Origin of the sequence: Celeribacter naphthalenivorans, assembly GCF_020524585.1 — a bacterium.
Taxonomy (GTDB): Bacteria; Pseudomonadota; Alphaproteobacteria; order Rhodobacterales; family Rhodobacteraceae; genus Celeribacter; species Celeribacter naphthalenivorans.
In genome coordinates, this window is sequence record NZ_JAIVLK010000011.1 from 15,087 (window position 1) to 29,572 (window position 14,486).

Below are 14,486 nucleotides of genomic sequence, written 5' to 3' on the forward strand. Positions count from 1 at the left end.
ATATCCCGGGGGAGGAGACGTGCAGGCATACCGCCTGCACGGTGGAGGGGGCAGCGCCCCCTCTTTACATTAGGACGCGATGAACTCGTTCCATTTGCGAACCATATATTGGTTCTCGTCCATCACAGCGTTCCAGCAGGCCACAGCCCCCATGCGGTCGTAGAACGACCCACCATCGCGCGTGTCGCCCGCTTGGGCCAGCACGTCGCCGGTCGGGGAGGTGATGACGTCGGTCGCGGGCTTGCCCTCGAACCAGTAGCCCCATTCGTTCTCGGTCATGAAGTCTTTCGAGGTTTCCGGAACTGCGGAGTAGTAGCCCTGACGCATCAGATAGCCGCCGACCCAACCGGAGAGATACCAGTTGATGTATTCGTAGGCCGCGTCGAGTGCCATGCCGGAGAGCGAAGAGGACAGGCCGATGCCGCCGCCCCAGCTCCGATAGCCCTCTTTCAGCGGCTGGTAGACACAGTCGATGCCGCGCGATTTCACCGCGGTGATCGCCGGCGACCACATGGATTGGATCACAACCTCGCCCGAGGCCATCAGGTTCACGGACTCGTCGAAGGTCTTCCAGAAGGCGCGGAACTGGCCGTTCTTTTTCGCCTCGGTGAAGATCGCCATGGTCTTGTCGATCTCTTCGCGGGTCATGTTGCCCTTGTCGCCATATTGGATCTCGCCCATGGCTTCGCAGACCATCGCCATATCCATGATGCCGATTGAGGAAATGTCGAGGATCGAGGCTTTGCCTTTGAATTCCGGGTTCAAAAGCTCGGTCCAGCTTTCGATCGGACGACCGATCAGGTCGGGGCGGATGCCCAGCGTGTCCGCGTTGTAGATCGTCGGGATGAGGGTCATCCAGCCGGTCTCTTCATCGGCAAATGAGGTGCCGCCCGGGCCATCGACGAAGCCCACGGAATGCGGTGCTGTGCCCTGCGCGATGGTGCTCTCGGGCGTCAGTTTGCCGCTGCGGAAAATGCCGACGATCTTGTCGTAATTGGCGATTTTCGAGGTGTCCATGGCCTGAAGGTTGCCGGTCGGCCAGACTTTCTTACAGATCCAGTATTCGATGTCGGCGATGTCAAAGCTGTCGGGCTGGGTCGCGGCGCGCTGGGTCACGGAGTCAGAATCCAGTGCGGTCATCTCAAGCGTGAAGCCGAGGTCTTCTTTCACCTTATTGGCCACATCGTTGAGGTTCGACACGCCGGTGCCGAATTGGCGCAGCGTGATGTCCTTGATTTCCTGGGCCCAGACCATCGGCGCCGGAAGAGCCGAGGCGGCAACGGCGGCGGCACCGCCTTTGAGCACGGCACGCCGAGAGTAACGCATTTTAGACATGTAAGTTCATCCCTTGTTGGAGTGGTTTTTATCAGGCTTGGAGGCGGTGTAGCCGCCCCTCGTCCCAAGCGAGGCTCACCGCATCGCCCGGATTTTTCGGATTGGAAAAGAAGGTGCTTTCGGGCACGAGGGCCAGCACCTCTTCGCCCGCTTCCGTCATCGAGGTCATCGCCACATGGGCGCCCTGATATTCGACGGAGGTGACGGTGGCGGGCAGACCTGTGTCGCCAAGCTTTACCTCATCGGCGCGCAGCGCGACCTTGGCGCCATCCAGAGAGATCACATTGTGACCGCCCATGAACCGCGCGACAAATTCGGTTTTCGGCGTGTTCCACACATCGCGCGCCGGACCGGCCTGTTCGATGACGGAATTGTTCATCACCACGATCTCGTCAGCCAAAGCCAAGGCCTCGTCCTGACCGTGGGTCACGTGCAGGAAGGTGATGCCCAACTCGCGTTGAATGCGTTTCAGCTCCGCACGCACCTTGATGCGCAAAAACGGATCGAGCGCGGAGAGCGGTTCATCGAGCAACAGGACGCGGGGCTTCGTCACCAGAGCGCGGGCCAGAGCCACACGCTGTTGTTGGCCGCCGGAGAGTTGTGCCGGAAGGCGGTCGGCGTAATCGGTCATATGCACCAGCTCAAGCATCTCGCCCGCCGCTTTGTGGCGCTCCGCCTTGTCGACACCTTTCATGCGCAAGGAAAACGCCACATTGTCGCGCACGTTAAGGTGCGGGAAGAGGGCGTAGCTTTGAAACATCATCGCCGTGCCGCGTTTGGCGGGCGGCAGATGCGAAATGTCGAACCCGTCCAAGAGGATCGAGCCGTCGGTGACGCTTTCATGTCCGGCGATCATCCGGAGCGTCGTGGATTTGCCACAGCCCGACGGGCCCAAGAGGCACACATAGGTGCCATTCCTAAAGACGTAATTGATCGCGTCCACGGCGGTGGTGTCGCCATAGCGCTTGGTCAGTGCCACGAGTTCCAGGTCTTTACCAGAGCGCATATCTCACCTGCTGCTTGCGTTTCGATGGGTTTACGCTTGTCCGGTTTTTGTCTGAGCCGAAGTTTTTTTCGCAGTTGCAGCGCCGCTGGGCATAAAATGCCTGCTGTTTGTGCGCTTCGTACATAAGAGTGCATTAATTATGCGCTAAAATCGTATACAATGACGTAAACAATATTATTTCCCTTCCAGACTTGAGAATCGGAAGCGAGGGCGGAAACTAGGACAACGGTCGAGTGTGAAGGATAAAAACATGCAGGGTCAGGCGGATCAGAGGGAAAGCGGGAGCGCAAGGGTCGCGGAGAGCCTTGCCATAGCCATCCACGAACATCGCCTGTCGCCGGGCATGAAGCTGAGCGAGGACGAGGTCGGTGAGATTTACGGCGTGAGCCGCACCGTGGTGCGCGCCGCGTTGCAGGAACTGGCCCATGACCGTCTGGTCGAGTTGAAACGCAATCGCGGTGCCTTTGTCGCGCAACCTTCCGTCAAAGAAGCGCGCGAAGTTTTCGAGGCACGGTCTCTGTTGGAGCCCCGCACCGCGAAATCTGCGGCTGAACGCGCCACGCCCGAAGACATCAAAATTCTGCAAAAGCATATCGACGAAGAACATGCCGCGCTGCACGCCGGCGACACGGGCCGCGCATTGCACCTGTCCGGCATGTTCCATGTCGAGATCGCCCGCATCGCCGATCAATCCACTGTCGCCGACTTCATCGCCCAGCTGGTGTCGCGCTCGTCGCTGATCATCGCGCTCTATTGGCAACGGCGCACGGCGCTTTGTGAAAGCCATGCCCATGATGCACTGATCAAGGCGCTGGCCCGCCGGGATGGCGCTGCCGCAGAGGAATTGATGAAACATCACCTTCTGGACCTTTTGACCTCGCTCGATCTGCGCGATCAGCCGTCTGTGCCGAAATCCCTGAAAGAGGCGCTCAATTGATCCTGCGCGGCGCAAGCCCCGCAGAGGTTGCGACGATGCTCGACTGGGCCGCCGAAGAGGGGTGGAACCCGGGGCTTGAGGATGCAGACGCCTTCGCATGTGCCGATCAGGACGGCTTCTTTGTCGCGGAAAAGAAAAGCGGCTTGGCGGCGGCGATTTCTGTCGTGAACCATTCGCCGGGCTTTGCCTTTCTGGGGCTTTACATCTGCAAGCCGAAATATCGCGGACGGGGCATTGGTCTCAAGCTTTGGAGTCACGCGCTTGAGCACGCAGGAGCGCGCACCGTGGGCCTTGATGGCGTGACGGAGCAGCAGGCAAATTATGCCAAATCCGGCTTTGAGAAAACCGGCGCCACCCTTCGCTTTGAGGGGCCTGTGCCAGAGGTGACCTGCGAGGGCCTGCGGGGGCTTGGTCCGCGTGAGGCCGCCGATCTCGGTCAGCTCGATCTTTTGGCCAATGGCTTTCTGCGTCCTCGGTTTCTGTCCTCCTGGCTTTTCGACACGGAGACCCGCCGCACCGTGGTGTTGGACGGGCCTGACGGTCCGGTCGGTTTTGCCACCGCGCGGCTCTGTCGTGAGGGCTGCAAGATCGGACCTCTGATTGCACCTGATGCCGAGGCGGCTTTGGCGCTGATGTCCACTGTGGCACGGGCGCTGGGCCAGACCCGCGCCATTCTGGACGTGCCGAGCGTGCAGGGTGCGTTTTGCAATCGCCTCGTGTCGCTCGGCTGGCAGGCCACTTTTGAGACCGCCCGCATGTATCGCGGCACGCCGCCACAGCCGGGCCATCCCGAAACACTGTTCGGTGTGGCGACGCTTGAGCTTGGCTGATGGTATTCGCTCTGCCATAAGGCGCGCAGCAACCAGCGTGACGGAGGGGCGATGTTCGATCTGGTGATCTTCGATTGTGACGGCGTTCTGATCGACAGCGAGGTGATTTCCGCGCGCATGTTGATCGACGAATTGGCCGGCTTTGGGGTCGAGATCGACGCGGAGTATGTGGCGCGGCATTTCCTTGGGCGCAGCTATCCGGTCGTGATGCAACAGATCCGCGAAGAGTTCGGCCTGACCTTGCCGGAGGGATTCGAAGCCGCCTATCGCGCGCGTCTGATCGCGGCCTTTCAACAAGAGTTGCGCCCCATCCAAGGCGTGCGTGAGGTGATCACAAGGCTCTCCGTACCCTATGCTCTGGCCACAAGTTCAAGCCCGCCGCGTCTGGCGGATTCGTTGCGCATCGTGGGCTTCAGCGATCTTTTCGAGGGGCGATGCACCACCGCCTCTGAGGTCTCGCGCGGCAAACCTGCCCCTGATCTTTTCCTTTTGGCGGCTGAGAGAAACCGTGTCCCTCCAAGCCGTTGCCTCGTCATTGAGGACTCGCTTGCGGGGGTGCAGGCGGGATTGGCGGCGGGCATGACCGTCTGGCGTTTCACCGGCGGAAGCCACCTGCGCGGGCTTGATTTGAGCGGGTCAAACGGGGCGGAGCCGCATCGCATGTTTGCATCATTCGCGGATTTCTTTCATTCTGCATCGCATCTTTGCGGGGGAATATCCGGGTCATGACCAAAGGAAATGTGCAAGGCTGTGTCGAGGACAGCGATGTCTCGCCGCGCGATTTGGCGGCCCGTGCAGCGTGGCTGTCCTTTGTCGGCGGGATGACGCAGGACCAGATCGCGCAGGAGCTGGGCATTTCCCGTCAACGCGCACAGCGGCTTGTCGCGCGCGCCTCTGCCGAGGGGTTGATCCGGGTGCGGATTGACCATCCGATTGCGCGCTGTCTGGAGTTGGAGCGTGATCTCAAGGACCGGTTTGGGTTGGAGGCGGCCTGGGTCTCGCCGGGGATCGGGACGGGGGCCGATCCGTTGATCGGGCTGGCGCCCTTTGTTGCGCCGGTGTTGGAACGGTTCTTCGAGGACACGCAGTCAAAAACCTTTGCGCTGGGCACCGGTCGGACGCTCAAGACCGTGGTCGAACATCTGCGCACCGTCGATGGCGCGCATCACAAGCTGGTGTCGCTCATTGGCAATGTCGCGCCGGACGGCTCTGCCTCGTTTTACGAAGTCATCATGCGCTTTGCGGAAAAGACCCGCGCCAAGCATTACCCGATGTCCGCCCCGGTCTCGGCGCGCGATGATGCGGAGCTGGTGCTTTATCGGTCCCTGCCGCATGTGAAGGCCTCGCGTGCCTTGGCGAAATCGGCCGATCTCGCCATCGTCGGCATCGGACAGATGGGCGATGACGCGCCGCTTTATGTGGACGGGTTTCTGACCGCTGAGGAGCTCACCGATCTGCGGGCCGCAGGGGGTGTTGGCGAGATTTGCGGGCATATTTTCGACGGCGCTGGTCGCTACCTCGATCACCCGGTGAATCACCGCATGGTCGGGGTGCAAGTGCCGGTGCAGGAGATGCCGGTTTACTGTGTCGCGGCGGGCGACTCCAAGCTTCCGGCGCTGCGTGCGGCTCTGGGCGGAGGGTTGTTGGCCGGTGTTTTCACCGATGAGCGCACTGCCAGGGACTTGATTTCCCAATAAGATTTTCCAGAACAGATGACATCATGGGCGTTTTGGAAAAGCGTCTTGACAGAAATGCGCACATAGGTGAGCATTAGTTCATGATATGGGCAAATGCTCAAATCTAATGGGAGGATATCATGAACACGACTTTCCGCGCCCTCATGGGGGCGTGTGCTCTTGCTGCATTGGCGACAGGGGCCACTTCCGAGACCATCACGGTCGCCACCGTCAACAACGGCGACATGATCCGCATGCAGGGTCTGATGGATGATTTTTATGCCAAACATCCCGACATCGAGGTGGAGTGGGTCACGTTGGAGGAGAACGTGCTGCGCCAGCGAGTGACGCAGGACGTGGCCACCAAAGGCGGCCAGTTCGACGTCATGACCATTGGGACCTATGAGGTGCCGATCTGGGGTGAGCGTGGCTGGCTTGTGTCGCTGAACGATCTGCCGGAGAGCTATGATGTCGACGATCTGTTGCCTGCGATCCGCGACGGTCTGACCGTCGACGGCGAGCTTTATGCCGCGCCGTTCTATGGCGAAAGCTCGATGGTGATGTATCGCACCGACCTGATGGAAAAAGCCGGACTTGAGATGCCGGACGCACCGACCTGGGCCTTTATCAAAGAGGCCGCCGCCGCGATGACCGACAAGGACAACGAAGTCTACGGCATCTGCCTGCGCGGCAAGGCAGGCTGGGGCGAGAACATGGCGTTCCTCTCGGCGATGGCCAACTCCTATGGCGCGAAATGGTTCGACATGGATTGGAAGCCGCAGTTCGATAGCGAGGCCTGGGCCAACACGCTCAACGACTATCTTGAGTTGATGAACAATTACGGTCCTCCGGGCGCGTCGGGCAACGGGTTCAACGAGAACCTCGCGCTGTTCCAGACCGGCAAATGCGGTATGTGGATCGACGCCACCGTCGCGGCCTCTTTCGTGACCAACCCGAATGACAGCCAAGTGGCCGACAGCGTCGGTTTCGCGCAGGCGCCGGACAATGGTCTTGGCCCGCGTGGCAACTGGCTTTGGGCGTGGAACCTCGGCATTCCGGCGGGCACGCAGAAAGTCGATGCGGCGAAGGCCTTTGTCGAATGGGCGACGTCGAAAGACTACACCGAGCTCGTCGCGTCCAAAGAAGGCTGGGCCAATGTACCGCCGGGCACGCGTCAGTCGCTTTACGAGAACCCGGAGTATCAGAGCGTGCCTTTCGCGAAGATGACGCTCGAGTCCATCCTGTCCGCGGACCCGAAGAATCCGACTGTGGATGAGGTGCCTTATGTGGGCGTGCAATTCGTCGCGATCCCGGAATTTCAGGGCATCGGCACCGCTGTCGGTCAGCAATTCTCTGCGGCTCTGGCCGGTCAGATGAGCGCCGAACAGGCTTTGGACAACGCCCAGAAACTCACCGAGCGTGAGATGATGAAGGCCGGATACATCAAGTAAACCGTCCTCCTCGCGGGCCGGTTCCCCCAGTTCCGGCCCGCATTTTTCCCTCTGATCGCCGAGGCACATCACATGGCCACGAAACATTCTCGCATGAGCGCGCGGCTCATGATCTCGCCCGCTGTTCTTTTGCTTTTGGGCTGGATGCTGATCCCGCTGTCGATGACGCTCTATTTCTCATTCTTGCGCTACAACCTGTTGATGCCGGGGATGGAGGAATTCACCGGGCTCACCAACTATCGCTTTTTCCTCACGGACCCTGCGTTCTTTGCCGCGCTTTGGAACACGATCGCGCTGGTGGTTGGTGTGCTCGTGGTCACTGTGATCGGCGGCATCCTTTTGGCGCTTTTGCTCGATCAACCGTTTTTCGGTCAGGGCATCGTGCGCATTCTGGTCATCGCGCCGTTCTTTGTCATGCCAACCGTCTCGGCGCTGGTGTGGAAGAACATGTTCATGAATCCGGTGAACGGCCTCTTCGCCCATGCCGCCAAGGCGCTTGGATTGCAGCCCTTTGACTTTCTGTCCTCGGCGCCGCTGGCCTCGATCATCGGCATTGTGAGCTGGCAATGGCTGCCCTTTGCGACGCTGATCCTGCTGACCGCTTTGCAGTCGCTCGATCAGGAACAACTCGAGGCGGCCGAAATGGATGGTGCGCCGTGGATCAAGCGGTTTTGGTACATCATGCTGCCGCATCTGGCCCGCGCGATCACCGTAGTGATCCTGATTCAGACGATTTTCCTCTTGTCGGTTTTCGCCGAGATCCTCGTGACCACCAACGGCGGTCCGGGCACGGCGTCCACGAACCTCACCTACCTCATCTACATGCAGTCTCTGCTGCAATTCGATGTGGGCGGTGGGTCCGCCGGTGGCGTCGTCGCCATCATCCTCGCCAATATCGTTGCGATCTTCCTGATGCGGATGATCGGCAAGAACCTCGACGCGTAAGGAGGCGATCCCATGGCACGTTCCGTTTCGACCCGGCGCAAACTCATCACCACCGTCTTCGCCTGGGCCATCGGCATCGCGATCTTTTTCCCGATCCTCTGGACCATCCTGACCTCGTTCAAGACCGAGGCCGCCGCCATTGCTGATCCGCCGGTGTGGTTCAATTTCCATTGGACGCTGGACAATTACGCCACGGTGCAGGAGCGCTCGAATTATTTCCGGCACTTCATGAACTCGGTGATCATCTCCGGGGGCTCGACGCTTTTGGGTCTGATCATCGCGGTGCCCGCCGCATGGTCGATGGCCTTCGTCCCCGCCAAGCGCACCAAGGACGTTTTGATGTGGATGCTCTCGACCAAGATGCTGCCGCCCGTCGGCGTGTTGGTCCCGATCTATCTGTTGTTCCGCGACCTTGGTCTTTTGGACACCCGCATCGGTCTGGTGATCGTTCTGACGCTCATCAACCTGCCGATCATCGTCTGGATGCTCTACACCTATTTCAAGGAAATCCCCGGCGAAATTCTCGAAGCCGCGCGGATGGATGGCGCCAGTTTGCGCTCTGAAATCATCCATGTGCTGACGCCGATGGCGATCCCCGGCATGGCTTCGACGGTGCTGTTGAACATCATCCTCGCGTGGAACGAAGCGTTCTGGACCCTCAACCTGACCGCTGCGAAAGCGGCGCCGCTGACGGCCTTCATTGCCAGTTACTCAAGCCCCGAGGGCCTGTTCTACGCGAAGCTGTCCGCCGCCTCCACCATGGCCATCGCGCCGATCCTGATCATGGGCTGGTTCAGCCAGAAACAACTCGTCCGGGGCCTGACCTTCGGCGCTGTGAAATAATAAGAAAAGGACCTTCGACATGGGACGCATCACACTTGATAAAGTGCGCAAGGCCTTCGGAGATATCGAAGTCATTCCGCCGCTGGATCTGACCATCGAGGATGGCGAATTCGTGGTCTTCGTTGGCCCGTCGGGCTGCGGGAAATCCACTTTGCTGCGGCTGATCGCGGGGCTCGAAGATGTCTCCGGCGGCCAGATCCGTATCGACCGCGAAGACGCCACCAACCTGCCGCCCGCCAAGCGCGGTCTGGCGATGGTGTTCCAATCTTACGCGCTCTATCCCCATATGTCCGTTCGCAAAAACATCGCCTTTCCGATGAAAATGGCGGGTCTGCCGCAGGACGAACAGGAGCGCCGGATCGAGGGAGCGGCCAAGGCGCTCAATCTCACCGATTACCTTGACCGCAAGCCGGGGCAGCTCTCGGGCGGCCAGCGTCAGCGGGTCGCCATAGGTCGCGCCATCGTGCGCGAACCGGCGGCGTTTCTCTTCGATGAACCGCTCTCGAACCTCGATGCGGCGCTGCGGGTGGGGATGCGGTTGGAAATCTCCGAGCTGCACAAACGCCTCGCCACGACGATGATCTATGTGACCCACGATCAGGTCGAGGCCATGACCATGGCCGACAAAATCGTCGTTCTGCGTGCGGGCAATATTGAACAGGTCGGCTCGCCCTTGGAGCTCTACAATCGTCCCCGCAATGTCTTCGTCGCGGGCTTCATCGGCTCGCCGAAAATGAACCTGATCACCGGAGCTGAGGCGGCCAAACATAATGCCACCACCATCGGCATCCGGCCCGAACACCTTGCGATTTCGACCGAGGGCGGCGCGTGGAAGGGCGAGATTGGCGTGTCCGAACATTTGGGCTCTGACACCTTCTTTCACGTGACTGTCGAGGGTCAGGTCGAGCCTCTGACTGTGCGGGCCTCCGGCGAAGTGTCTTTGTCCTATGGCGACACCGTTTGGTTGACGCCGAATGAGGCCAATCTGCATCGGTTTGACGCCGAGGGGCTTAGGATCGCATGACGCGGCTTGTCGGGAAACTGTCGGGTAAAACTGCGCTCATCACGGGGGCGGCGCGCGGCATCGGGCTGGCCTTTGCCAAGGCCTATGTCGCCGAAGGGGCGCGCGTGGCCATCGCCGACATCGACATCGAGCGCGCGCGTCTGGCCGCGACCGAGATCGGCGCGGCGGCGATCGCGGTCGAGCTTGATGTGACGGATCAAGCCAGCATTGATCGCGCTGTGTCAGAGACTGCGGAGCGACTCGGCGGCATCGACATCCTGATCAACAACGCCGCGATCTTTACCGCAGCCCCCCTCGTCGAGATCACCCGCGACGACTATGACCGCGCCTTTGCGATCAACGTTTCCGGTCCGCTCTTCATGATGCAGGCGGTCGCGAAACACATGATCGCGCGCGGGCAGGGAGGCAAGATCATCAACATGGCCTCGCAGGCCGGGCGGCGCGGCGAGCCTCTGGTGGCGGTCTATTGCGCGACCAAAGCGGCGGTCATCAGCCTGACCCAATCGGCGGGGCTGAACCTCATCTCTCACGGCATCAACGTTAACGCCATCGCGCCCGGCGTGGTGGAGGGCGAACATTGGGATGGGGTCGATGCGTTCTTTGCCAAATATGAAAACAAGCCCTTGGGACAAAAGAAAAAAGAAGTCGGCGAGGCCGTGCCTTTCGGGCGCATGGGCCGGGCGGAGGACCTGACCGGCATGGCCGTGTTCCTTGCCACGCCCGAGGCCGATTACATCGTGGCGCAGACGTATAACGTCGATGGCGGCCAGTGGATGAGTTGAGCGGATGAGATGAGAAGGACAAGAAGATGAAACTCTCGAATGCCACTTTGAAAACCCTGCCTGACGCGATCAAACGCCCGGAGTATGACCGAAGCGCGCTCACGCCGGGCATCGTTCATATCGGTCTCGGCAATTTCCATCGCGCGCATCAATCCTGGTATCTGCACCGTCTGATGCAGATGGGGCTGGCGCAGGATTGGGCCATCGTAGGCGCCGGTGTGCGGCCCTATGATGAGGAGATGCGCCAGAAATTTGTGGCGCAGGAGTATCTGACCACACTGATCGAGCTGGACCCTGCGGGGTCTTCGGCGGAGGTCGTGGGCGCGATGATCGACTATGTGCCGGTCGAAGAGGGCAATGGCGCCCTGATCGAACGCATGGCGCAGCCCGACATTCGCATCGTCGCGCTTACTGTCACAGAGGGCGGCTATTACATCGATCCGGCGACCAAAGGGTTTGACGCCACGCATCCGGATATTGTCCATGACGCCGAAAACCCGTGGCGCCCGCGCACGGCTTTTGGTGCGATTGTCGCGGCGCTAAAGCTGCGCCGGGAACGTGGGGTCGGGCCTTTCACGGGGCAGTCCTGCGACAATCTACAGGGCAACGGCGAGGTGTTGCGTCAGACGGTGGTCTCGCTCGCCAAGCTGTCCGATCCCGATCTGGCGGAGTGGATCGAGGCCGAGTGCAGCTTCCCCAACGCCATGGTCGATTGCATCGTGCCCGCGACCGGGCCGCAGGAGTTGGAGTTGGTGCAAGACTTCGGCATCGAGGACTCTGTGCCCGTCACGCATGAGAATTTCCGGCAATGGGTGATCGAGGATAATTTCTGCGCGGGCCGTCCCGATTGGGACAAGGCGGGCGCGGTGTTCTCCGAGGATGTGCACTCTTACGAGACGATGAAAATTCGTATTCTCAACGGCGGGCATCAGGTGATTGCCGCGGTCGGCGAATTGCTTTCCGTTGCGACGATTTCCGGCTGTATGACGCATCCTCTGATCGGCGCTTTGTTCGAAAAAGTCGAGCGCGAGGAAATCATGCCCCATATCGCGCCGGTGCCGGAGTTTACGCCAGAGACCTATGTCACGTTGATCAAAGAACGGTTTTCCAATCCGAAGATCATCGACACGACGCGCCGTGTGGCCTTTGACGGCTCGTCGCGGCAGCCGGGCTTTCTTGTGCCGTCGATCCACGCCTGTCTCGCAGGGGGGATTGCGCCGGAGGGGCTTGCGCTTAGCTCTGCGCTTTGGGCGCGCTATTGTTTGGGGGCACGCGAAGATGGGACCGAGATTGCGCCCAATGATCCGTTCTGGTCGGATCTGACGGCGCTGGCGGCCAAGGCCAAAATCGACCCGAAAGCTTGGCTTTCCATGCGTCACATCTATGGCGATCTGGCGGAGGAGCCGCAGTTTGCGGAGGCTTTCGCGCGCTGGCTTTCGATGATCTACCGCGAGGGTGTGGAGGCGGCGCTCAGCTCTTATTTGACCTGAGCGCGCAGAAGCCGCACCAAATTGGCCGCCACGAACAACAGAGCAGCAACGCAAACGATGGTCGGGCCGGTCGGCGTGTCAAAGGTGAATGCACTTTGAATGCCGCCCAGGACGGAGAGCACGCCGATCACCATCGCGATGGCGGCCATGCGCTCGGGCGTGCGCGAGAAGGTGCGCGCACTTGCGGCCGGGATCAACAGCATCGCGGCGATCAACAGCGTGCCGACCACTTTGATGGCGACCGCGACGACGAGGGCCAAGGCGAGCGACAGGATCATCTGTTCGCGCTTGGGCGAGATGCCGGAGGCATAGGCCAAATCGGGGTTCAGCGTCGCGGTCAAAAGTGCCGACCAGCGCCAATACAACAGCCCGACGACCAAAGCCGCGCCAAGCCAGATCACCAAAAGATCGCTGCGCCCGACGGCGAGGATGTCGCCAAAGAGATAGGCCATGAGATCGACCCGAACGCCCGGCACAAAGGAGACGGCGACGAGGCCGAAGGCCAGCGAACTGTGCGCCATGACGCCGAGGATCGTGTCCATGGCAAAGCCCCGACCCGAGAGTGCGGAGACGGTCACGGCCATGATCAGGGCGATGCTCAGAACACCGGCGAAAATCGAGATGTTGAAAGCCAGTGCCAGAGCCACGCCCAACAAGGCCGCATGCGCCGTGGCGTCGCCGAAATAGGCCATGCGCCGCCAGACGACGAAACAGCCCAGAGGGGCGGCGGCCAGAACGAGGCCCAGCCCGGCCAAGACCGCGCGGACGATGAAATCATCCAAAAGGCTCATGCGCTTTCCTTATGTGCTGTGTCGTGATGGTGGTGATCCGAGGTGTGATCATGATCGCAGGCATCGTGGTCATGGTCGTGGCGATAAAGCGCCAGCGCGCCATGGGTGCCGGTGCCAAAGAGCGCGCGGTATTCTGGCGCGGAGGCGACATGTTCCGGCGCGCCGTGGCAACAGACATGACCGTTGAGACAGATCACGCGATCCGAGGCCGCCATCACGACATGGAGCTCATGCGAGACCATGAGCACGGCACAGCCTTTTTCGCGGCGCAGCCGCTCGATCTGGCTGTAGAAATCGGCTGAGCCGGGTTGGTCGAGGCCTTGGGTCGCTTCATCCAAAATCAACAGATCGGGATTGGTCAAAAGCGCGCGCGCCAAAAGCACGCGTTGAAATTGCCCGCCCGAGAGCGCGGTCATCTGATGATGGCAAAGATGCCCCGCGCCCGCGTCATGAAGCGCGGCATGGGCGGCATCATCGCTCACGCGCTTCGGCAGCGACAGGAACCGGCGCACGGTCAGCGGCAGGGTCGGATCGATATGCAGCTTTTGCGGCACATAGCCGATCTTGAGGCCTTTTTTGCGGGTGATCTTGCCGATCTTGGGCGAAAGCGCCCCGATGATGACCCGCAAGAGCGTCGATTTGCCGGAGCCGTTCGGACCGACGATGGTGACGATCTCGCCGGGCTCGATGTCGAGCGAGACCTGATCCAGCACCTGACGTCCGCCGAGATGCAGGCTGATCGTGTCTACGGAAACGAGGCTCATTTCGGGTCTTTCGCCTGATCGTTCGCGAGGCAATTGGGGCAGGTGCCCTCGGCCTCGAGCACCGCGCGGCTGATGCGAAAGCCCGTGGTGTCGGCGATCTGGTTCAACAGGCTGTGCGAGGGATCGGTTTCCGCCTCGGCCACCGCATCGCAGGTGGTGCAGATCAGAAACGCCGGGGTGTGAATGTCGCCCGGGTGCGCGCAGGCGATAAAGGCGTTCAGCCGCTCGATCTTATGGGCAAAGCCGTTCTTTGTCAGAAAGTCGAGGGCGCGGTAGGCCACCGGTGGCTGGCTGCCGAACCCGTCTTCGGCCAAGCGGGCCAGCACGTCATAGGCGCCCAAAGCACGGTGTTCTTCGAGCAGGATTTCCAAGGCACGTTTGCGCACAGGCGTCAGTTGCAGCCCGGCCTTTTGGCAGGTCCGATCCGCCTCGGCGACGGCATCGGCGACGCAATGGCTGTGATCGTGCTTTTGAAATCCGATCGGGTTCGGGTCCATAGGGCTGTGCTCCGTAAGGGCGCGAGGCGCGGGGGTGGGTCTTTGAGGAGACTCGTGACAGGAGGACTTGATATGTTATCACCTGTGATATATCAAGCCCGTCACGTAATAACAT

General features: G+C 60.7%; 15 protein-coding genes. 10 read left to right on the plus strand and 5 right to left on the minus strand.

The features are described 5' to 3' along the window. Nucleotides 1–69 precede the first annotated feature (69 nt). Both LC094_RS19705 and LC094_RS19710 read right to left on the minus strand, forming a co-directional pair. Nucleotides 70–1,335, minus strand: coding sequence for an ABC transporter substrate-binding protein (locus LC094_RS19705; protein ID WP_226554492.1), 1,266 nt, complete (start codon nt 1,333–1,335; stop codon nt 70–72). Nucleotides 1,336–1,366: 31 nt separating this feature from the next. Further along, nucleotides 1,367–2,341 (minus strand): ABC transporter ATP-binding protein, encoded by a 975-nt coding sequence (locus LC094_RS19710; protein ID WP_226554493.1) that lies wholly within the window; start codon nt 2,339–2,341, stop codon nt 1,367–1,369. A gap of 250 nt (nt 2,342–2,591) precedes the next feature. Between LC094_RS19710 and LC094_RS19715 the strand changes: the two genes are divergently transcribed. The 10 genes from LC094_RS19715 (at nt 2,592) to LC094_RS19760 (ending at nt 12,319) form a co-directional block, all read left to right on the plus strand. After that, nucleotides 2,592–3,278 (plus strand): GntR family transcriptional regulator, encoded by a 687-nt coding sequence (locus LC094_RS19715; protein WP_226554494.1) that lies wholly within the window; start codon nt 2,592–2,594, stop codon nt 3,276–3,278. Next, the gene (locus tag LC094_RS19720) at nt 3,275–4,108 is read left to right on the plus strand and encodes a GNAT family N-acetyltransferase (RefSeq protein ID WP_264186602.1); all 834 of its coding nucleotides are present in this window, start codon (nt 3,275–3,277) and stop codon (nt 4,106–4,108) included. The genes LC094_RS19715 and LC094_RS19720 overlap by 4 nt, the downstream gene beginning before the upstream one ends. A gap of 51 nt (nt 4,109–4,159) precedes the next feature. Continuing rightward, nucleotides 4,160–4,837 carry an HAD family hydrolase gene (locus tag LC094_RS19725; RefSeq protein ID WP_226554495.1) on the plus strand — a complete coding sequence of 226 codons (678 nt, stop codon included), beginning with the start codon at nt 4,160–4,162 and terminating at the stop codon, nt 4,835–4,837. Next, a complete protein-coding gene (locus LC094_RS19730) occupies nt 4,834–5,805 on the plus strand; it encodes a sugar-binding transcriptional regulator (protein ID WP_226554496.1) in 972 nt (323 codons plus the stop codon). Before LC094_RS19725 ends, LC094_RS19730 begins: the two co-directional genes overlap by 4 nt. Before the next feature lie 119 nt (nt 5,806–5,924). Further along, nucleotides 5,925–7,235: an ABC transporter substrate-binding protein gene (locus tag LC094_RS19735; protein WP_226554497.1), complete on the plus strand. Its 1,311-nt coding sequence runs from the start codon at nt 5,925–5,927 to the stop codon at nt 7,233–7,235. A 72-nt stretch (nt 7,236–7,307) separates the two neighbouring features. Further along, entirely contained in the window at nt 7,308–8,180 is an 873-nt protein-coding gene (locus LC094_RS19740; RefSeq protein WP_066702406.1) for a carbohydrate ABC transporter permease, read from the plus strand. A gap of 12 nt (nt 8,181–8,192) precedes the next feature. Continuing rightward, complete coding sequence (locus LC094_RS19745; RefSeq protein ID WP_096805960.1) at nt 8,193–9,023, plus strand: carbohydrate ABC transporter permease; 831 nt, start codon at nt 8,193–8,195, stop codon at nt 9,021–9,023. A 19-nt stretch (nt 9,024–9,042) separates the two neighbouring features. Further along, on the plus strand, nt 9,043–10,047 hold the full coding sequence (locus LC094_RS19750; RefSeq protein WP_226554498.1) for an ABC transporter ATP-binding protein: 1,005 nt from the start codon (nt 9,043–9,045) through the stop codon (nt 10,045–10,047). Next, a complete protein-coding gene (locus tag LC094_RS19755; protein WP_226554499.1) occupies nt 10,044–10,829 on the plus strand; it encodes an L-iditol 2-dehydrogenase in 786 nt (261 codons plus the stop codon). The genes LC094_RS19750 and LC094_RS19755 overlap by 4 nt, the downstream gene beginning before the upstream one ends. Nucleotides 10,830–10,855: 26 nt before the next feature. Beyond that, entirely contained in the window at nt 10,856–12,319 is a 1,464-nt protein-coding gene (locus LC094_RS19760) for a mannitol dehydrogenase family protein (RefSeq protein ID WP_226554500.1), read from the plus strand. Here the strand turns inward: LC094_RS19760 and LC094_RS19765 are convergent. From LC094_RS19765 to LC094_RS19775, 3 genes are read right to left on the minus strand one after another with little or no spacing between them, the layout of a single operon-like run. Further along, nucleotides 12,307–13,110, minus strand: a complete 804-nt coding sequence (locus LC094_RS19765; protein ID WP_226554501.1) for a metal ABC transporter permease — start codon at nt 13,108–13,110, stop codon at nt 12,307–12,309. The two genes, LC094_RS19760 and LC094_RS19765, sit on opposite strands and share 13 nt — an antisense overlap. Beyond that, nucleotides 13,107–13,874, minus strand: coding sequence for an ATP-binding cassette domain-containing protein (locus LC094_RS19770; RefSeq protein WP_226554502.1), 768 nt, complete (start codon nt 13,872–13,874; stop codon nt 13,107–13,109). The genes LC094_RS19765 and LC094_RS19770 overlap by 4 nt, the downstream gene beginning before the upstream one ends. Next, the gene (locus LC094_RS19775) at nt 13,871–14,371 is read right to left on the minus strand and encodes a Fur family transcriptional regulator (RefSeq protein WP_226554503.1); all 501 of its coding nucleotides are present in this window, start codon (nt 14,369–14,371) and stop codon (nt 13,871–13,873) included. Before LC094_RS19775 ends, LC094_RS19770 begins: the two co-directional genes overlap by 4 nt. Nucleotides 14,372–14,486: the final 115 nt, after the last annotated feature.